The organism is Pseudomonas sp. PS02302 (assembly GCF_029959585.1).
GTDB classification, from domain to species: Bacteria; Pseudomonadota; Gammaproteobacteria; order Pseudomonadales; family Pseudomonadaceae; genus Chryseomonas; species Chryseomonas aestiva.
Genome location: NZ_JASCON010000024.1, coordinates 1 through 19278, shown reverse-complemented (window position 1 = coordinate 19278; position 19278 = coordinate 1). Strand labels below are relative to the sequence as shown.

General features: G+C 64.7%; 15 protein-coding genes. 11 read left to right on the top strand and 4 right to left on the bottom strand.

The genetic code is table 11. The annotated features are described in order from the left end of the window. Positions 1-16: 16 nt before the first annotated feature. The gene (locus QMX82_RS10400) at positions 17-457 is read right to left on the bottom strand and encodes a universal stress protein (protein ID WP_183628608.1); all 441 of its coding nucleotides are present in this window, start codon (positions 455-457) and stop codon (positions 17-19) included. A gap of 415 nt (positions 458-872) precedes the next feature. Here QMX82_RS10400 and fadB point away from each other — a divergent pair, with 415 nt between their 5' ends. From fadB to QMX82_RS10370, 6 genes are all read left to right on the top strand, one after another. Continuing rightward, on the top strand, positions 873-3020 hold the full coding sequence (fadB, locus tag QMX82_RS10395; protein ID WP_208692318.1) for a fatty acid oxidation complex subunit alpha FadB: 2148 nt from the start codon (positions 873-875) through the stop codon (positions 3018-3020). Between the two features lie 15 nt (positions 3021-3035). Then, a complete protein-coding gene (gene fadA / locus QMX82_RS10390) occupies positions 3036-4214 on the top strand; it encodes an acetyl-CoA C-acyltransferase FadA (protein ID WP_133862801.1) in 1179 nt (392 codons plus the stop codon). Positions 4215-4286: 72 nt separating this feature from the next. Next, positions 4287-4538, top strand: a complete 252-nt coding sequence (locus tag QMX82_RS10385) for a DUF1653 domain-containing protein (RefSeq protein ID WP_208692317.1) — start codon at positions 4287-4289, stop codon at positions 4536-4538. 149 nt (positions 4539-4687) lie between these two features. Next, on the top strand, positions 4688-7294 hold the full coding sequence (gene topA / locus QMX82_RS10380) for a type I DNA topoisomerase (protein ID WP_282283052.1): 2607 nt from the start codon (positions 4688-4690) through the stop codon (positions 7292-7294). Between the two features lie 58 nt (positions 7295-7352). Beyond that, positions 7353-7871: a DUF6586 family protein gene (locus tag QMX82_RS10375; protein WP_282283149.1), complete on the top strand. Its 519-nt coding sequence runs from the start codon at positions 7353-7355 to the stop codon at positions 7869-7871. Between the two features lie 130 nt (positions 7872-8001). Then, positions 8002-8238, top strand: a complete 237-nt coding sequence (locus QMX82_RS10370) for a hypothetical protein (RefSeq protein ID WP_007162387.1) — start codon at positions 8002-8004, stop codon at positions 8236-8238. Between the two features lie 66 nt (positions 8239-8304). On the opposite strand, the gene sulA is transcribed toward QMX82_RS10370, so the two are convergent. Both sulA and lexA read right to left on the bottom strand, forming a co-directional pair. Further along, on the bottom strand, positions 8305-8805 hold the full coding sequence (gene sulA, locus QMX82_RS10365; RefSeq protein WP_261793891.1) for an SOS-induced cell division inhibitor SulA: 501 nt from the start codon (positions 8803-8805) through the stop codon (positions 8305-8307). A gap of 181 nt (positions 8806-8986) precedes the next feature. Continuing rightward, complete coding sequence (gene lexA, locus QMX82_RS10360; protein WP_158894149.1) at positions 8987-9598, bottom strand: transcriptional repressor LexA; 612 nt, start codon at positions 9596-9598, stop codon at positions 8987-8989. A gap of 235 nt (positions 9599-9833) precedes the next feature. On the opposite strand from lexA, the gene QMX82_RS10355 reads away from it, so the two are divergent. The 3 genes from QMX82_RS10355 (at position 9834) to QMX82_RS10345 (ending at position 12369) form a co-directional block, all read left to right on the top strand. Beyond that, the gene (locus tag QMX82_RS10355) at positions 9834-10544 is read left to right on the top strand and encodes a TetR/AcrR family transcriptional regulator (protein WP_208692315.1); all 711 of its coding nucleotides are present in this window, start codon (positions 9834-9836) and stop codon (positions 10542-10544) included. Positions 10545-10624: 80 nt separating this feature from the next. Then, positions 10625-11617, top strand: coding sequence for a beta-N-acetylhexosaminidase (gene nagZ / locus QMX82_RS10350; RefSeq protein WP_282283039.1), 993 nt, complete (start codon positions 10625-10627; stop codon positions 11615-11617). A gap of 11 nt (positions 11618-11628) precedes the next feature. Then, positions 11629-12369: an S-methyl-5'-thioinosine phosphorylase gene (locus QMX82_RS10345; protein ID WP_282283037.1), complete on the top strand. Its 741-nt coding sequence runs from the start codon at positions 11629-11631 to the stop codon at positions 12367-12369. Between the two features lie 46 nt (positions 12370-12415). Here QMX82_RS10345 and mfd read toward each other — a convergent pair whose 3' ends face one another. After that, on the bottom strand, positions 12416-15865 hold the full coding sequence (gene mfd / locus QMX82_RS10340; RefSeq protein ID WP_208692312.1) for a transcription-repair coupling factor: 3450 nt from the start codon (positions 15863-15865) through the stop codon (positions 12416-12418). A gap of 154 nt (positions 15866-16019) precedes the next feature. On the opposite strand from mfd, the gene QMX82_RS10335 reads away from it, so the two are divergent. After that, a complete protein-coding gene (locus QMX82_RS10335) occupies positions 16020-17462 on the top strand; it encodes a glyceraldehyde-3-phosphate dehydrogenase (protein ID WP_208692311.1) in 1443 nt (480 codons plus the stop codon). Positions 17463-17672: 210 nt separating this feature from the next. After that, entirely contained in the window at positions 17673-19067 is a 1395-nt protein-coding gene (sthA, locus tag QMX82_RS10330) for a Si-specific NAD(P)(+) transhydrogenase (RefSeq protein ID WP_282283034.1), read from the top strand. The last annotated feature ends 211 nt before the right edge of the window (positions 19068-19278 follow it).

Sequence of the window (19278 nt, the reverse complement as noted above, 5' to 3'; positions counted from 1 at the left end):
CAGCCCGGCCGCTGGATCAGGCCTTGTCTTTCTTCAAAGCCACGGCCAGGGTATCGCAGGGCGCGCCGTGCAACAGGTCGTTGGACGTCGAGCCCAGCAGCAGCGCCAGACCGTGACGACCATGGCTGCCGACCACGATCAGGTCGCAGCCCTGCTCCTTGGCCATGCGGTGGATCTCCTGGCGCGGCTGCCCATAGGCCAGCACGCAATTGCCGGCCAGTTCGGCGTACTGGGTAGTGAAGCCATCCAGTCGCTCGCGCGCCTGCTCGATCTGCTGCTGCTGCAGCGACGACAGATCCATGGGCACATCGCCGCCAAAGGCCATGGCCATGGGTTCGACCACGTGCACCAGCGACACCTTGCTGCCACAGCACTGACCCATGGCCACGGCGCGACGGATCACCGGTTGGCAATCTTCGGTCAGGTCGACGGCAACCAATATGTGTTGGTAGGCCATACACATCTCTCCTTCATGATGGGGCGCCAGACCGTACCGTGGCTGGCGCTCGATTCGCAGGCTTCAGGTGCTGGCCGGACAGAACCGGCTGTCGCTCGGCAACTGTTCAGGCAGACGCTTGCCCACTTGTAGTTTCGACTCCAGGAGTCGGGGATAGCTCCACGGCTATCTTGCACAGAAGCGCGCCAAGCTCAAGCTCTCACCACTCGAACCCCCGACCACGCTTTCCCCGTGCGTCCCAATTGACAAGCGCCCGCTTTTGCCAGAAGGTTGTGCGAACCGTTCAAACGGTTGTATGAATTTTCGCCCCGGCCCGGCCGGTGCCCTCCACAGAACAATATCGGGGCTGGCGATTTTCGGCTTCCATCCGAAGCTGCCGCCCGCCTTGCGACCAGGACTCAAGGGAGACCCGCTGATGATTTTCGAAGGCAAAGCCCTTTCGGTGCGCGACGTGGAGGACGGCATCGCCGAACTTCGCTTCGACCTCCAAGGCGAATCGGTCAACAAGTTCAGCGCCATCACCCTGCGTGAATTCCGCCAGGCCGTGGATGCCCTGAAAGCCCACGCCGGTCTGCGTGGCGTCATCGTCACCAGCGGCAAGGACGTCTTCATCGTCGGCGCCGACATCACCGAATTCGTCGAGATGTTCGGCCGGCCGACCGAAGAGTTGCAGGCCGGCATCGCCGAGATCAACCGCATCTTCAACGACTTCGAAGACCTGCCGGTGCCCACCGTGGCCGCCGTGGGCGGCATCGCCCTGGGTGGTGGTTGCGAGATGACCCTGGCCGCCGACTACCGGGTGCTGAGCACCGCGGCGCGCATCGGCCTGCCGGAAGTCAAGCTGGGCATCTATCCGGGCTGGGGCGGCACCGTCCGCCTGCCACGCCTGATCGGCAGCGACAACGCCATCGAGTGGATCGCCTCCGGCAAGGAAAACGACGCCGCCACCGCCCTCAAGGTCGGCGTGGCCGATGCCGTGGTCGCCCCCGAGCACCTGTTCGACGCCGCCCTGGACCTGGTTCGCCGCGCCGCCGCCGGCGAGCTGGACTACCGTGCCAAGCGCAAGCCCAAGCTGGAAAAGCTGCAGCTCAATGCCATCGAGGCCATGATGGCCTTCGAATCGGCCAAGGGCTTCGTCGCCAGCCAGGCCGGTCCGCACTATCCGGCGCCGCTGGAAGCCATCAAGGCCATCCAGAAGTCCGCCAACTACGGCCGCGACAAGGCCCTGGAAGTCGAAGGCGCCGGTTTCGCCAAGATGGCCCAGACCTCGGTCTCCGCCAGCCTGGTCGGCCTGTTCCTCAATGACCAGGCGCTCAAGCGCAAGGCCAAGGTGCTGGAAAAGCAGGCCGCGCCGGTCAAGCTGACCAGCGTGCTGGGCGCCGGCATCATGGGGGGCGGCATCGCCTACCAGTCCGCGCTCAAGGGCACCCCGATCCTAATGAAGGACATTCGCGACGAAGCCCTGGAACTGGGGCTGAGCGAAGCCAGCAAGCTGCTCAACAAGCGCGTCGAGAAGGGCCGCCTGGAGCCGGCGAAGATGGCCGAGGCGCTCAATCGCATCCGGCCGACCCTGTCCTATGGCGATTTCAAGAGCGTCGACCTGGTGGTCGAGGCGGTGGTCGAGAATCCCAAGGTCAAGCAGGGCGTGCTGGCGGAAGTGGAAGGCCAGGTGCGCGAAGACGCCATCCTCACCTCCAACACCTCCACCATCTCCATCAGCCTGCTGGCCCAGGCGCTCAAGCGTCCGGAAAACTTCTGCGGCATGCACTTCTTCAACCCGGTGCACATGATGCCCCTGGTCGAGGTGATCCGTGGCGAGAAGACCAGCGAAAGGGCCATCGCCACCACCGTGGCCTACGCCCGCCAGATGGGCAAGAATCCCATCGTGGTCAACGATTGCCCCGGCTTCCTGGTCAACCGCATCCTCTTTCCGTACTTCGGCGGCTTCGCCGCGCTGCTGGCCCAGGGCGCCGACTTCCAGCGCGTCGATCGGCTGATGGAAAAATTCGGCTGGCCCATGGGCCCGGCCTACCTGATGGACGTGGTCGGCATGGACACCGCCCACCACGCCCGCGACGTCATGGCCGAGGGCTTCCCCGAGCGCATGAAGGAAAGCCGCAAGACCGCGGTGGACGCCCTTTACGAAGCCCAGCGCTTCGGCCAGAAGAACGGCAAGGGCTTCTATGTCTACGAGACCGACAAGAAGGGCAAGCCGAAGAAGGTCGCCGACCCGGCCGTGGCCGAGGTACTGGCACCGGTCACCTACGAACAGCGTGAATTCACCGACGAGCAGATCGTCGAGCGGATGATGGTGCCGCTGTGCCTGGAAGCCGTGCGCTGCCTGGAAGACGGTATCGTCGACAGCGCCGCCGAGGCCGACATGGGCCTGATCTACGGCATCGGCTTCCCCCCCTTCCGGGGCGGTGCGCTGCGCTACATCGACAGCCTGGGCGTGGCCGAATTCGTCGCCATGGCCGACCAGTACGCCGACCTCGGGCCGCTGTATCACCCGACCCCCAAACTCCGCGAAATGGCCGCCGCTGGCCAACGCTTCTTCGGTTGAGCCTGGAGTAAAGAAATGAGTCTGAATCCGAGAGACGTCGTCATCGTCGACTTCGCCCGCACGCCCATGGGCCGTTCCAAGGGCGGCATGCACCGTAACACTCGCGCCGAGACCCTGTCGGCGCGGCTGATCGACGCGGTCCTCGACCGCAATCCCCAGGTCAATCCGGCCGAGGTGGAAGACGTGATCTGGGGCTGCGTCAACCAGACCCTGGAGCAGGGCTGGAACATCGCCCGCATGGCGTCGCTGCTGACCCGCATTCCCCACACCAGCGGTGCCCAGACGGTGAGCCGCCTGTGCGGTTCCTCCATGAGCGCCCTGCACACCGCTGCCCAGGCGATCCAGACCGGCAACGGCGACGTCTTCGTCGTCGGCGGCGTGGAGCACATGGGCCACGTCGGCATGATGCACGGCGTCGACCCGAATCCCCAGCTGTCGCTGCACGCCGCCAAGGCCTCCGGCATGATGGGCCTGACCGCCGAAATGCTCGGCAAGATGCACGGCATCACCCGCGAGGCCCAGGACCAGTTCGGCTACCGCTCGCACCAGCTGGCCTGGAAGGCCACCCAGGAAGGCAAGTTCAAGGACGAGATCATTCCCCTGGAAGGTCACGACGAGAATGGCTTCCTCAAGGTCTTCAGCCAGGACGAGACCATCCGTCCGGAAACCACCCTCGAAGGCCTGGCGGCGCTGAAGCCGGCGTTCAACCCCAAGGGTGGTACCGTGACCGCCGGCACCTCCTCGCAGATCACCGACGGTGCCTCCTGCATGCTGGTCATGTCGGCCCAGCGCGCCCAGGACCTGGGCCTGCAGCCGTTGGCCAGGATCCGCTCCATGGCCGTCGCCGGGGTGGATCCGGCGATCATGGGCTACGGTCCGGTCCCGGCTTCGCAGAAGGCGCTCAAACGCGCGGGCCTGACCATCGCCGACATCGATTTCATCGAGCTCAACGAAGCCTTCGCCGCCCAGGCCCTGCCGGTGCTCAAGGACCTCAAGGTGCTCGACAAGATGGAGGAAAAGGTCAATTTGCACGGGGGCGCCATCGCCCTGGGTCACCCCTTCGGTTGCTCTGGCGCCAGAATTTCAGGCACGCTGTTAAATGTCATGAAACAGAATGACGGCACCTTCGGCCTGGCCACCATGTGTGTGGGGCTCGGCCAGGGCATCACCACGGTGTTCGAACGCCTGCGCTGATCCGCCGCAGCGTGCGTCATCCGACCGGGGCGCCCCCAGGGCTGCCCCGGTTTTCTTTTTTCGAGGTGGAACATGGCATTGCAGACGGGACTCTACCGGCACTACAAGGGTCAGCAGTATCGGGTGCTGGGTCTGGCCCGGCATTCCGAGACCGAAGAAGAGCTGGTCATCTATCAGGCGTTGTATGGTGAATATGGTCTCTGGGCACGTCCCTTGAGCATGTTTCGCGAGAGCGTCCAGGTGGATGGCGAGCAGGTGCCGCGCTTCGCGCTGATCAGTGTCGAAGCCGCTCCCTTGGGTCTGGATGCCACGCCGCAGCCTTGACCTTGCCGACATCGCCACTATATATAGCGTTGCCGCGTTGGCCGACCGCCCCCGGCGCACCAGACTGAAATCGGTCTGGTCCTCCATCCGCCGTTCCGGCGCTCGCCTTTCGCTCGCTCACCGCCTTCAAGCAGGAATCTGACTCTCCCATGGGTAAATCGCTGGTCATCGTGGAATCCCCGGCCAAGGCCAAGACCATCAACAAGTACCTGGGCAACCAGTACGTGGTGAAGTCGAGCATCGGCCACATCCGCGACCTTCCCACCAGCGGCGCCGGCACCGCCAAGGAGCCCGCCGCCAAGACGCGCAAGACCGCCGCCGAGGCGCCCGCGCTGTCACCCAAGGAAAAGGCCCGGCGTCAGCTGTTCGCCCGCATGGGTGTCGATCCGGAGCACGGCTGGAAGGCGCACTACGAGATCCTGCCCGGCAAGGAAAAGGTGATCGAAGAGCTGCGCCGCCTGGCCAAGGACGCTGACACCGTCTATCTCGCAACCGACTTGGACCGCGAAGGGGAGGCCATCGCCTGGCACCTGCGGGAAGCCATCGGCGGCGACGACTCGCGCTACAAGCGCGTGGTCTTCAACGAGATCACCAAGAAGGCCATCCAGGAGGCCTTCTCCCAGCCCGGCGAGCTGGACATCAATCGTGTCAACGCCCAGCAGGCGCGCCGCTTCCTCGACCGCGTGGTCGGCTACATGGTCTCGCCGTTGTTGTGGTCGAAGATCGCCCGCGGCCTGTCCGCCGGTCGGGTGCAGTCCGTCGCGGTCAAGCTGGTGGTGGAGCGTGAGCGCGAGATCCGCGCCTTCGTCCCCGAGGAATACTGGGAAATCCACGCCGACCTGGCCACGCCGAAAAAGGCCCAGGTGCGCTTCGAAGTGGTGCGCGAGAAGGGTGAAGCCTTCAAGCCGCTGAACGAAGCCCAGGCCAAGGCCGCCCTGACCAAGCTGGAGAAGGCTGCCTATCGCATCGCCAAGCGCGAAGACAAACCGACCAGCAGCCGGCCCTCGGCACCCTTCATCACCTCGACCCTGCAGCAGGCCGCGAGCAATCGCCTGGGCTTCGGCGTGAAGAAGACCATGATGATGGCCCAGCGTCTCTATGAGGCCGGCTACATCACCTACATGCGTACCGACTCGACCAACCTGTCGGGCGATGCCATCGCCATGGCCCGCGGTTACATCGAGAGCGAATTCGGCAAGCAGTACCTGCCGGAAAAAGCCAATGTCTACGGCAGTCGCGAAGGCGCCCAGGAAGCGCACGAGGCCATCCGCCCGTCCGACATCACCGTCAAGCCCAACAGCCTGTCGGGCATGGAGCGCGACGCCGAGCGCCTGTACGAACTGATCTGGCGTCAATTCCTGGCCTGCCAGATGCCGCCGGCCGAATACCTGTCCACTACGGTGACCGCCGCGGCGGGTGACTTCGAGCTGCGTGCCCGCGGCCGCATCCTCAAGTTCGACGGCTATACCCGGGTCCTGCCGCAGCAGAGCAAGCCGGGCGACGATGATGTCCTGCCCGAGATGAAGCAAGGCGAGGACCTCGGCCTGGTCAAGCTCGATCCGAGCCAGCACTTCACCAAGCCGCCGGCTCGCTTCTCCGAAGCCAGCCTGGTCAAGGAGCTGGAGAAGCGCGGCATCGGCCGGCCGTCGACCTATGCCGCCATCATTTCCACCATCCAGGATCGCGGCTACGTGACGGTGCACAATCGCCGGTTCTATGCCGAGAAGATGGGCGACATCGTTACCGACCGGTTGAACGAAAGCTTCGCCAATCTGATGGACTTCAGCTTCACCGCCAACATGGAAGGCAATCTGGACAACGTCGCCCAGGGCGAACGGGACTGGAAGAATCTGCTCGACGAATTCTATGGGGATTTCAAGCAGAAGCTGGAATACGCCGAAGCGGGCGAGAAGGGCATGCGAGCCAATCAGCCGACCCTGACGGACATTCCCTGCCAGCTCTGCGGTCGGCCGATGATGATCCGCACCGCTTCCACTGGCGTCTTCCTGGGCTGCTCCGGTTACGCCCTGCCGCCCAAGGAACGCTGCAAGGCCACCATCAACCTGGTGCCGGGCGACGAGATCGCCGAAGACGACGAGGGTGAATCCGAGTCCCTGGTCCTGCGCGGCAAGCACCGGTGCCCGATCTGCAGTACCGCGATGGATGCCTATCTGATCGACGAGCACCGCAAGCTGCACGTCTGCGGCAACAACCCGGACTGCCCGGGATACGAGATCGAGGAGGGCAGCTATCGCATCAAGGGCTACGAAGGCCCGTCGCTGGAATGCGACAAGTGCGGCAGCGAGATGCAGCTCAAGACCGGCCGCTTCGGCAAGTTCTTCGGCTGTACCAACCCGGCCTGCAAGAACACCCGCAAGCTGCTCAAGAACGGTGAGCCGGCGCCGCCGAAGATGGACGCCGTGCCCATGCCGGAGCTGCGTTGCGAAAAGGTCGACGACACCTATGTGCTGCGTGATGGCGCTTCGGGTCTGTTCCTGGCGGCCAGCGGCTTCCCGAAGAATCGCGAAACCCGTGCGCCGTTGGTCAGCGAACTGCTGCCCCATCGCGACGAGATCGATCCCAAGTACCATTATCTGCTCAATGCCCCGGTGAAGGATTCCGAAGGTCGCCCGGCGGTGATCCGCTTCAGCCGCAAGACCAAGGAGCAGTACGTGCAGACCGAGGTCGAGGGCAAGCCCACCGGCTGGAAGGCCTTCTACGACGGCAAGAAGTGGCAGGTGGAAGAGAAGCGCTAGGGCCTCTGGTTCCGGCGCGAGACAGGCGGTCGGCGTGAGTCGACCCGAGGAGAAGGGCATGGCCAACGAGCGTTACACCCGCACCAACCAGAAGCTCTATTTCGCTGGTCTGGCCCTGGAAAGCTGGCGCTCGGCTCAGGCGGTGCCTTCGGCGCAAAGCCAGGGGCGCATCATGGCCGAGCGCGAGGCCTGTCTGTTCCATCTGCATGGCGCCCTGCTGGGCCTCTGTCAGGAGGTGGCGGGCTTCTATCGCCACCCGACCATGGAGGCCACGTCGCTCGCCGTCCTGCTCTCACCCGAAGCCCTGAACGAGGCGCCTAGTCCGGAAATGGGTGAGCTGGTGGAGCTGGCTGGCAATTCGGAGACCTGGCTGGCACGGCTGATCGCCGAATACCAGCGGCTGCTGCAGCCGCCCCAGGCGATACGACGGCCCAAGCAGGACCCGACGCTGGCCTTGATCGAGGCAGTCAGCCTGGAGCCGGCGGAGCCGGAACTGGGTCTTGAAGAAGTGGACGCCTGGCGCGAAAGCCTCAAGCAGACGGCGCTCAGATTCCGCGGTGCCATGACCGAATGGTAGACCTGTTCCACTAGCAACTCATCCGAGGCCGTCAGGATGCTGGCCTTGCAGACCGTCGAAAAAGGCTCAGGCAAGTCAGCCTCTCAGACCCCACGCTGTTACACTATCCGCTTAGCTGTGGAGATACTGAATGACTACTGCCTACCTGGAAATCGTTGAACTCTCCGATGGTCGCATCGTGTTGCGCCGTGCGGACGACGAGGAAGCCCTCGTTACCCTTGAGTTTTCCAGCGATGCCAAGGATTTCCTGCATGGACAGCAGATAGAGGTGGCCAAGGCCATGTTCAATCTGGGCGTGCAGATGGCGGGTCGCCTGGCCGAAGGCGACAGCCTCCAGCGTGATGATCAACCGCGCGTCCTGCACTGATACTTCTCTCGATCCGGCATTCCACGCTGGAATGCCGCCACTACAGGCCCTGTTGGCGCCTGCTTCCTACGCGAACCTGACGTTCAGACTCTGGCTGTTGCCCTGAGCCGCGGCGCGTGCCAGTTGCTGCTTGCCCGCATCGCTCAGGTCGTGCAGCCAGCTGATCACCGTATGACTCTGCCCCTTGCGCAACACCTCGCAGGCCAGTTGCAGGGTCTTGGCAGCGCTCGGCGTCTGCAGCAACAGCACGCGTTCCGGATTCAGATGGGTACTGCGCAGCCAGGCGTTGCTGAGCAGCGACGGCGGCGTGACCAGGGTCAGCCAGCGGGCATCGTCCTTGTCGCTCAGTTGGCGCAGGATGGGGGCGAGCAGTTGCAGGCACTGCTCCTGGCTACCGTGCAGGGACATCTCGCTGAAGGTATCCGGCAGCGGCGCGGCTGGCAGCTCCCGTGCCGGCTTGCCCGGCTTGGGCAGAAAGGCGGTCAGCTCCTGCAGCAGGAGCTCGGGTGCCAGATCCAGCTCTTGAACGGACGAGCGCGGTGCATCGAACATCAGGGGAAATTGCATGGCGACCTCCTGGAGGCGACTCGATCAAATCCACTTGAGGTCATGTACCACGGATACATGACGTCACTGTGCTCAGCCTGGTCTTGAACGCTTTCCGGAGCGCGAACAGATATCCCCGATCAAGACTTCGGCGTAAGGCAAAAGGCGTGATAACGGCTGGCCCGAGGGCCAGCCCTAGACGTTAGCGGCGGATAACGCCAACGCTTAACCCTTCGATGGCGAATTCCTGGGTGGAAAGATCGACTTCGATAGGGGCGAACTCGGGATTCTCTGCCAGCAGGGTGACCTGATTACCCGAGCGCTTGAATCTCTTCACGGTGACCTCGTCGCCCACCCGGGCCACGACGATCTGGCCATTGTGCACCTCACGGGTCACATGGACGGCCAGGAGGTCGCCATCGAGGATGCCGACGTCTCTCATGCTCATGCCCTTGACCCTGAGCAGGTAGTCGGCACGGGGCTGGAAGAAGGCCGGGTTGATGGCGCAGTTCTCTTCGACGTTCTGTTCGGCCAGGATGGGCGCGCCTGCGGCGACCCGACCGATGACCGGCAGGCTCTCGTCGGCTTTGCGCGTGGCATCCAGACCCGGGATGCGGATGCCCCGGGAGGCGCCCGGCGTCATCTCGATGGCGCCCTTGCGCGCCAGGGCCTTGAGATGCTCCTCGGCCGCGTTCGGCGATTTGAAACCAAGCTCCTGCGCGATCTCCGCGCGGGTAGGCGGAAAGCCATTGGCTTCGAGGCAACGCTTGATGAAGGCCAGGATCTCGGCTTGTCGCGGTGTCAGTTTCAGCATGATGCACGTCGCGTCGTCTAATGATGCTGTGATTATATACAGTAACTCCGGGTGGTAGGCAAGACCGCCGGCCAAGCCGTCGGACGACAGGCCGGATTCACCGCAATCTGGCTCCCGGCGTGGATCGCCGGGCCTTTCACGCCCTTCTGCAGACCCCCTCGAGTCCAGCTCACGATTGACTTGGATAGCGTTTGAAACATATGTTTCAAACGGAATTCATCTATCGAGGAAGGTCATGGCGCAGTCGGATACCGTGGAGCGCATTCTGGATGCGGCCGAGCAGCTGTTCGCCGAGCGCGGCTTTGCCGAAACCTCGTTGCGACTCATTACCACCCGAGCCGGGGTCAACCTGGCTGCGGTCAACTATCACTTCGGTTCGAAGAAGGCGCTGATCCAGGCGGTGTTCTCGCGCTTTCTCGATCCCTTCTGCTTCAACCTGGAGCGGGACCTCGATCAGCGGCAGCCGAAGCATGGCGAGGACGTGAGCCTGGAGGCGCTGTTGAATCTGCTGGTGGATCACTCCCTGGCCATCAAGCCACGGCATGGCAATGACCTCTCGGTGTTCATGCGGCTGTTGGGCCTGGCCTTCAGCCAGAGCCAGGGCCACCTACGCAAGTATCTGGAACAGACCTACGGCCGCGCCTTCCGCCGCTTCCTGCTGCTGGTGAATCGTGCCGTGCCCGAGATCCCGCCGCTGGAGCTGTTCTGGCGCGCCCACTTCATGCTGGGCGCGGCGGTGTTCAGCATGTCCGGCATCAAGGCGCTGCGGGCGATCGGCGAAAACGACTTCGGCGTCGATACCCATACCGATCAGGTATTGCGACTGATGGTGCCCTTCCTCGCCAGCGGGATGCGCGCGCCCACGGCGATGCACGCGCCGGAGCTGGCTCAGGCGCAGTATCGGCCACGGCGGCCGGTGGTCGCGGAGACGGCCGAGAGCTACTAGGCTGCGAGGCCGGCGGTGCCTGGGGTAAGCTTGCGTCCCTTTCACGGCGCCGTGCGCCGGAGCATTCGGACGAGGTACCCATGCAAGGCTCTCTGATGGTCGATATCGCTGGCACCTGGCTCACCGCCGAGGATCGCCAGCTGCTGCGCCAGCCGGAGGTGGGCGGACTGATCCTGTTCGCCCGCAACATCGAAACCCCGGGGCAGGTAAGGGAGCTGTGCCGTGCCATTCGCGCGGTGCGCCCGGAGCTGTTGCTGGCCGTGGACCAGGAAGGCGGTCGCGTGCAACGTCTGCGCCGCGACGTGGTGCGGCTGCCGGCCATGGGTCAGCTGGGCGGGCGCGCGGACAGCGCGGAACTGGCCCGCCTCTGCGGCTGGCTGATGGCGACCGAGATCCTGGCAGTGGGGCTGGACTTCAGTTTCGCCCCGGTGCTGGACATCGACCATGGGCGCAGCCAGGTCATCGGTGCCCGTTCCTTCGGTAGTGCCGACCAGGTGATCGAGCTGGGCAGCGCCTTTATCGCCGGCATGGGCGACGCCGGTATGGCCGCCACCGGCAAGCACTTTCCCGGCCATGGCTGGGCCGAAGCCGACTCCCACTATGCCATTCCCACCGACGAGCGCGATCTGGACACCCTGCTGCGCACCGACCTGCGCCCGTTCCAGGCTCTCTTGCCGAGCCTGGGCGCGGTGATGCCCGCTCATGTCATCTATCCCGCGGTGGATCCCCAGCCGGCCGGCTTTTCCCGCCGCTGGCTGCAGGACATCCTGCGCGTCGAGCTGGATTACCAGGGCGTGATCTTCAGCGACGACCTGTCGATGGCGGGTGCCCACGTCGCGGGCGATGCCGGCCAGCGCGTCGAGGCGGCGCTCTCCGCCGGCTGCGACATGGGGCTGGTGTGCAATGACCGCGCAGCGGCCGAGCTGGCCCTGATCCGGGTGCAGCAGCTGGGCGTCTCGCCCGCGCCACGCTTGGCCAGCATGAGAGCCCGCCGTCTCGTCGATCTGGATTACCGCCAGCAACCGCAGTGGAGTCTTGCCCTGCGGCAATTGCGCCAGGCTGAACTTATTTAAAGGACGTATCCATGACTACCTACGCCATCATCGGCGGTACCGGCCTCACCGCGCTCGCCGGTCTGGAGTTGGACCAGGCCCAGACCTTCGCGACCCCCTGGGGGGCGCCCTCGGCGCCCGTGCAGCGCGGCCACTATGCCGGCCGCCCGGTGCTGTTCCTGGCCCGCCACGGCCATCCGCACCGTATTCCGCCGCACCAGGTCAACTACCGCGCCAATCTCTGGGCACTCAAGGAAGCCGGCGCCGAGGCCATCATCGCGGTGAATGCCGTGGGTGGCATCCACGCCGCCATGGGCAGTGGCCATCTGTGCGTGCCCCATCAGCTGGTGGACTACACCTGGGGGCGTGGCCATACCTTCTTCGAAGGCGCCGACCTTGCGCATGTCACCCACATCGACTTCAGCTTTCCCTATGACGAGTCCCTGCGTCAGCGGCTGCTGAATGCCCTGCGCAAGCTGCAGCTGCGGCACAGCGACCGTGGGGTCTATGCCGCCACCCAGGGGCCGCGGTTGGAGACCGCAGGGGAGATCGTCCGGCTGGAGCGTGATGGCTGCGATATCGTCGGCATGACCGGGATGCCGGAAGCGGCCCTGGCGCGCGAACTCGCTCTGCCCTACGCCTGCCTGGCGCTGGTGGTGAATCCGGCGGCCGGCAAGGTGCAGCGGGAAATCACCATGGCCGAGATCGAAGCGGTCCTGGCCAGCGGCATCGACGAGGTGCGGCAGGTGCTGGCCGAGGTGCTGACGGGCTGATAGCGACCGAGCCGCTCCCGGGGATACCCGGCGAGCGGCTCTTCGATCAGCTGGCGGCGGGCGTCAGGCGATCGAACAGGGCTTCCAGGACGGTGAAGCGCTCTTCCGCCCGCTCCATCGGTACCTGGAACTTGAACAGGGTCGCGCCTTCCAGCCGGTATTTCTTCGGCTGCGCCTGGATCATCTTCACCAGCACCAGCGGATCCACCTGGGTATCGGCGGCGAATTCCAGCCGCCCGCCCTGGGGGCCCGCATCCACCTTGACGATGCCCAGGCCTTCCGCGCGCAGCTTGAGCAGCGTCAGGCGTACCAGATTCTTGGTCGGTTCCGGCAAGAGACCGAAGCGGTCGATCATCTCCACCTGCAGCTCCTTCAGCGCGTCTTCGTCCGGCGCCGAGGCGATGCGCTTGTAGAGGATCAATCGGGCATGGACATCGGGCAGGTAGTCTTCCGGAATCAGCGCGGGAACGCGCATGTTGATGTCCGGACCGCCCCCCAGGGGCTTCTCGAGGTTCGGCTGCTCGCCCTTGCGGATGGCCTTGACCGCCCGCTCCAGCATTTCCATGTAGAGGGTGAAACCCACCGCCTGGATCTGCCCGCTCTGGCCTTCGCCGAGCAGCTCGCCGGCGCCACGGATTTCCAGGTCGTGAGTCGCCAGGATGAAGCCGGCCCCCAGGTCCTGGGCGCCGGCGATGGCTTCCAGGCGCTTTTCGGCATCCGGCGTCATGCCCTTGCGGGGCGGCGTGAGCAGATAGGCGTAGGCCTGGTGGTGACTGCGCCCGACCCGGCCGCGCAACTGGTGCAGCTGGGCCAGGCCGAACTTGTCCGCGCGCTCGATGATGATGGTGTTGGCATTGGGCACGTCGATGCCGGTCTCGATGATGGTCGAGGCCACCAGCACGTTGAATCTCTTGTGGTAGAAATCGCTCATCACCTGTTCGAGATCGCGTTCGCGCATCTGCCCGTGACCGATGCCGACGCGGGCCTCGGGCACCAGCTCGGCCAGTTCGCGGGCGCGCTTCTCGATGGTCTTGACCTCGTTGTGCAGGAAGTACACCTGACCGCCGCGCAGGAGTTCGCGCAGCAGGGCTTCCTTGATCACCGCGTTCTGCTCTTCCATGACGAAGGTGCGCACCGAAAGCCGGCGGGCCGGGGGCGTGGCGATGATGGACAGATCACGCATGCCGGCCACGGCCATGTTCAGGGTGCGCGGAATCGGCGTGGCGGTGAGGGTGAGGATGTCCACCTCGCTGCGCAGCGACTTCAGCTGTTCCTTCTGACGCACCCCGAAGCGGTGTTCCTCGTCGATGATGGCCAGGCCCAGGTCCTTGAACTTCACATCGCCCTGCAGCAGCTTGTGGGTGCCGATTATGATGTCGATCTTGCCATCGGCCAGCTCGCGCGCGGCGGCGGCGACTTCCTGAGTCGACTTGAAGCGGCTCATCACCTCGACGCGCACCGGCCAGTCGGCGAAGCGGTCGCGGAAGCTGTTGTAGTGCTGCTGGGCGAGGAGGGTGGTGGGGACCAGCACCGCCACCTGGCGGCCGCCGTGCACGGCGATGAAGGCCGCGCGCATGGCCACCTCGGTCTTGCCGAAGCCCACGTCGCCGCAGACCAGGCGATCCATGGGCGTGCCCGCCAGCATGTCCTTGTGCACCGCCTCGATGGCGGCCTGCTGGTCCGGCGTCTCCTCGAAGGGGAAGCCGGCGGAGAAGGTGGCGTAGTCGACGGCCGGGTCCCTGAAGGCATAGCCCTTGCGCGCGGCACGGCGGGCATAGATGTCGAGCAGTTCGGCGGCCACGTCGCGCACCTGTTCGGCCGCCTTGCGCTTGGCCTTCTGCCAGGTCTCGGAACCCAGCTTGTGCAGTGGCGCCAGGGCATCGTCGGTGCCTGAATAGCGGGCGATCAGGTGCAGGCTGGCCACCGGCACATAGAGCTTGGCGTCGTCGGCGTATTCGAGCAGCAGGAATTCCTGGGGCTGGTCGTCCAGCTCCAGGGTGATCAGGCCCATGTAGCGACCGACGCCATGGTCGATGTGCACCACCGGCGCGCCTTCGCGCAACTCGGTGAGATTCTTGATGACGTTCTCGCCGGCATCGCGACCCTTCTCGCGGCGGCGGCGCTGCATGATGCGCTGGCCGAACAGCGGATTTTCCGGGATCAGGGCGACGCCGGCGTCATCCAGCACCAGGCCTTCGTCCAGCGGCGCCAGGGCGATGGCGATGCGCTCGGCGCTGGCCTGGAAGGCCGCCCAGCCCTCGACCTGACCGGGGCGCAGATTCAGGCGGGCCAGCAACTCCAGCAGCACTTCGCGGCGGCCGGCGCTTTCCGCGGTGAACAGCACCCGGCCGGGGAAGTCGGTGATGAAGTGCTCCAGGGCCGCCAGCGGCTGGCTGGCCTTGGCATCGATGGCCAGGTCCGGCAGGGCGCGGGCGCCGAAGCGCTCACGGCCTACACCCGACTCCAGATCGTCCGCGCCGATGACCACCCGCGGCCAGTTCTTCAGGCGGGCGAAGCAGTCTTCCACCGGCAGGAAGACATCGGCCGGCGGCAGCAGCGGCCGCTCTGGATCGACCCGGCGGTCTTCGTAGCGATTGCGGACATCGGCCCAGAATTGCTCGGCGGCCTGCTCGATGCCGGGCAGGGAAAACACCTGGGTGTTGGCCGGCAGATAGTCGAAGAGCGTCGAGGTCTCGTCGAAGAACAGCGGCAGGTAGTACTCGATGCCCGCGGGCGTGATGCCGCTGGCCAGGTCCTGATAGATGGGGCAACGACGATAGTCCACGTCGAAGCGCTCGCGGAATCGCGCGCGAAAGCCGGTCACGGCTTCTTTATGCAGCGGAAATTCCCGCGCCGGCAGCAGGCGGATGCTGTCGACCTTGTCGATGGATCGCTGCGTTTCCGGATCAAAGGTACGCAGCGTCTCGATCTCGTCGTCGAACAGGTCTATGCGGTAGGGCAGGTTGCTGCCCATGGGGAAGAGATCGATCAGGGCGCCACGCACGGCGAACTCGCCATGTTCGTACACCGTGTCCACATATCTATAGCCGGCTGCTTCCAGCCGTCCGCGGGTGGCTTCCACGTCCAGCCGCTGGCCGACGTCCAGCACCAGGCTGCTGCCGAGCAGGAAACGGGTGGGTGCCAGGCGGTGTAGGGCGGTCGCCAAAGGGACTACCAAAATACCGTGGGAGAGCTCCGGCAACCTATAAAGAGTCGCGACGCGCTGGGAGATGATGTCCTGGTGCGGCGAGAAGACATCGTAGGGCAGCGTCTCCCAATCGGGAAAATTCAGCACTGGCAGCTCGGGCGCGAAGAAGCGCAGTTCCTGCTCCAGGCGATCAGCGGTCTGGCTGTCCTGGGTGATCAGCAGGGTGAAGCGGCGTGTCGCGGCCTTGGCGGCTTCAGCGATGGCGAGGGCTAGCGCGGCGCCGGGCAGATTGCCCCACTGCTGGCGGCCGGCGGTTTCAGGAATTGACGGGGTACGCAAAACTGACACGCGTGCGGAACTCCGGTGGATTTCGGGAGGGTTGGGATTGTAACGACCGGGCTTTCGCGCTGTCAGTGCAGCGACGCGCGTAGATTGCCTGGGAGAGGCAGCGCGGTCATAATGTAGTTCCTTTTTTCAGCTCCTACATAGGGAAGGATTTGTCGTGAGTCAGAAGCCTGAGCAGTGCCTTGAAGAATGGATCGATCGCGAAGCGCTCGCCGAGGCCATGATTCCCCTGATTGGTCAGCTGTACCGTAATAACAATGTTGTGACCTCGATTTACGGTCGCGGTTTGGTCAACCGTTCGGTGATCTCCATTCTCAAGGCCCACCGGTTCGCCCGCCAGATCGACAACGTCGAGCTGTCCGTGCAGGACACCTATCCGCTGGTGAAGGCTCTGAGCGAGCTGGAACTGGGCGCCGCCTCCATCGACCTGGCCCGCCTGAGCCTGAAGTTCAAGGCCGAAGCGGCCGGTCGCGACCTCAAGGACTTCCTGCGCAGCGAGCTGTCCGCCGTGGTCGGCAAGCAGGGCGTCGAGCAGCGCAAGGGCAAGGACGTCGTCCTCTACGGCTTCGGTCGTATCGGCCGGCTGCTGGCGCGCATCCTCGTCGAGCACCAGGGTAGCGGCGACGGCCTGCGTCTGCGCGCCATCGTCGTGCGCAAGGGCGCCGACAACGACCTGGTCAAGCGTGCCAGCCTGCTGCGTCGCGATTCCGTGCACGGTTCCTTCGACGGCACCATCACCGTCGACGAAGCCAACAGCACCCTGTGCGCCAACGGCACCCTGATCAAGGTGATCTACTCCAACGATCCCACCACCGTCGACTACACCGCGTACGGCATCCAGGATGCCATCGTGGTCGACAACACCGGCAGATGGCGCGATGCCGAAGGCCTGGGCCAGCACCTCAAGTGCAAGGGCGTCTCCCGCGTGGTGCTGACCGCACCCGGCAAGGGCAGCCTGAAGAACATCGTGCATGGTATCAACCATGACACCATCACCGCCGAAGACACCATCGTCACCGCGGCCTCCTGCACCACCAACGCCATCGTGCCGATCCTCAAGGCGGTCAACGACAAGTACGGCATCGTCAACGGTCACGTCGAGACCGTGCACTCTTACACCAACGACCAGAACCTGATCGACAACTTCCACAAGGGCGACCGCCGTGGCCGCAGCGCCGCGCTGAACATGGTGATCACCGAGACCGGCGCCGCCAAGGCCGTGGCCAAAGCCCTGCCGGAACTGGCTGGCAAGCTGACCGGCAACGCCATCCGCGTGCCGACGCCCAACGTTTCCATGGCGATCCTCAACCTGAACCTGGAAAACGGCACCAGCAAGGAAGAGATCAACGAGTACCTGCGCGAAATGGCGCTGCACTCGCCGCTGCACAAGCAGATCGATTTCGTGAACTCGCCGGAAGTGGTCTCCAGCGACTTCGTCGGCTCCCGTCATGCGGGCGTGGTCGATGCCGGTGCCACCATCGTCAGCGACAACCGTGTCGTTCTCTATGTCTGGTACGACAACGAGTTCGGTTACAGCTGCCAGGTCGTGCGGGTGCTGGAAGAGATGGCGGGGGTCAATCCGCCGGCCTTCCCGGCCTGAGTCTTGCGCGCTAGGCAAGGCTGACTTGCAAGAAAAAACGGGAGCCCTGGTGGCTCCCGTTTTCGTTTTGACCGGGTTTTGCGCCACAATAGCGGCCCGTGACAAGAGGTCGCAGCCCCCTGGGGGCGATCTCGCGTCGGATCCGGCCTCGCATGAGGCGGTCCGGCTCCAGCCGTCGCCTGCGGACGGCTAACCTTCTGAGGAGAAAGCATGGCGGTCTATAGCTACGACGTGGTGGTACTGGGTTCGGGACCGGCCGGTGAGGGCGCGGCGATGAACGCCGCCAAGAATGGCCGCCGCGTGGCGGTGGTGGACAATCGCCAGGTGGTCGGCGGCAACTGCACCCACCTGGGCACCATTCCCTCCAAGGCCCTGCGCCATTCGGTCAAGCAGATCATCCAGTTCAACACCAACGAGATGTTCCGCTCCATCGGCGAACCGCGCTGGTTCTCCTTTCCCGACGTGCTGCGCAGCGCCGAGCGGGTAATCGCCCGGCAGGTGTCGTCCCGTACCGGCTACTATGCGCGCAACCGGGTCGACCTGTTCTTCGGCACCGCCAGCTTCGCCGACGACAATACCATCGAGATCGTCAACCTGCGCGGTGACCTGGAGCGCCTGGTTGCCAAGCAGGTCGTCATCGCCACCGGCTCGCGTCCCTATCGCCCGGTGGACGTGGACTTCAGCCATCCGCGCATCTACGACAGCGACACCATCCTGTCGCTGACCCATACCCCACGCCGGCTGATCATCTACGGCGCCGGGGTGATCGGCAGCGAATACGCGTCCATCTTCAGCGGCCTCGGCGTGCTGGTGGACCTGATCGACAACCGCGACCAGCTGCTCAGCTTCCTCGACGACGAAATCTCCGACGCCCTGAGTTATCACCTGCAGAACAACAATGTGCTCATTCGCCACAACGAGGAATACGAGCGCATCGAAGGCCAGGAAAACGGCGTCGTCCTGCATCTGAAATCCGGCAAGAAGCTGCGTGCCGATGCCCTGCTGTGGTGTAACGGCCGGACCGGCAACACCGACCAGCTGGGCTTGCAGAACGTGGGCCTCTCGGTCAACAGCCGGGGCCAGGTTACCGTCGACGAGAACTACCGGACCTCGGTCGCCACCATCTATGCGGCGGGCGACGTCATCGGCTGGCCGAGTCTGGCCAGCGCCGCCTACGACCAGGGGCGTTCGGCGTCGGACAACATCCTGCACGACAACAATGGGCGGGTGGTCAACGACATCCCCACCGGCATCTACACCATTCCCGAGATCAGTTCGCTGGGCAAGACCGAGCGCGAGCTGACCCAGGAAAAGGTGCCCTACGAGGTCGGCAAGGCCTTCTTCAAGAGCATGGCGCGGGCGCAGATCTCCGGCGAGCCGGTGGGCATGCTGAAGATCCTCTTCCACCGCGAGACCCTGCAGGTGCTGGGCGTGCACTGCTTCGGCGACCAGGCGTCGGAGATCCTGCACATCGGCCAGGCGATCATGAACCAGGAAGGGGCAGCGAACAGCATCCGCTATTTCGTCAACACCACCTTCAACTACCCGACCATGGCCGAGGCCTACCGGGTGGCGGCCTTCGATGGGTTGAATCGGCTGTTCTGAGTCGGCCTAGGTTGGGCGGACGGAGGCAAATGTCCGCTCGGCTAGCCCCCTCTCCCCTCTGGAGAGGGCTGGGGTGAGGGTACCCCCGTAGCAGCCTCCAGTGGAAAAGGCTGCGCCGTTTTCCACGCTACGGTTCTGCGTCGGCTTATATCGCGGCCATGGCGGTCCGCCGATGCGGCCGCTCCTGCGGTAACGTTCGTGCCTGTAGGAG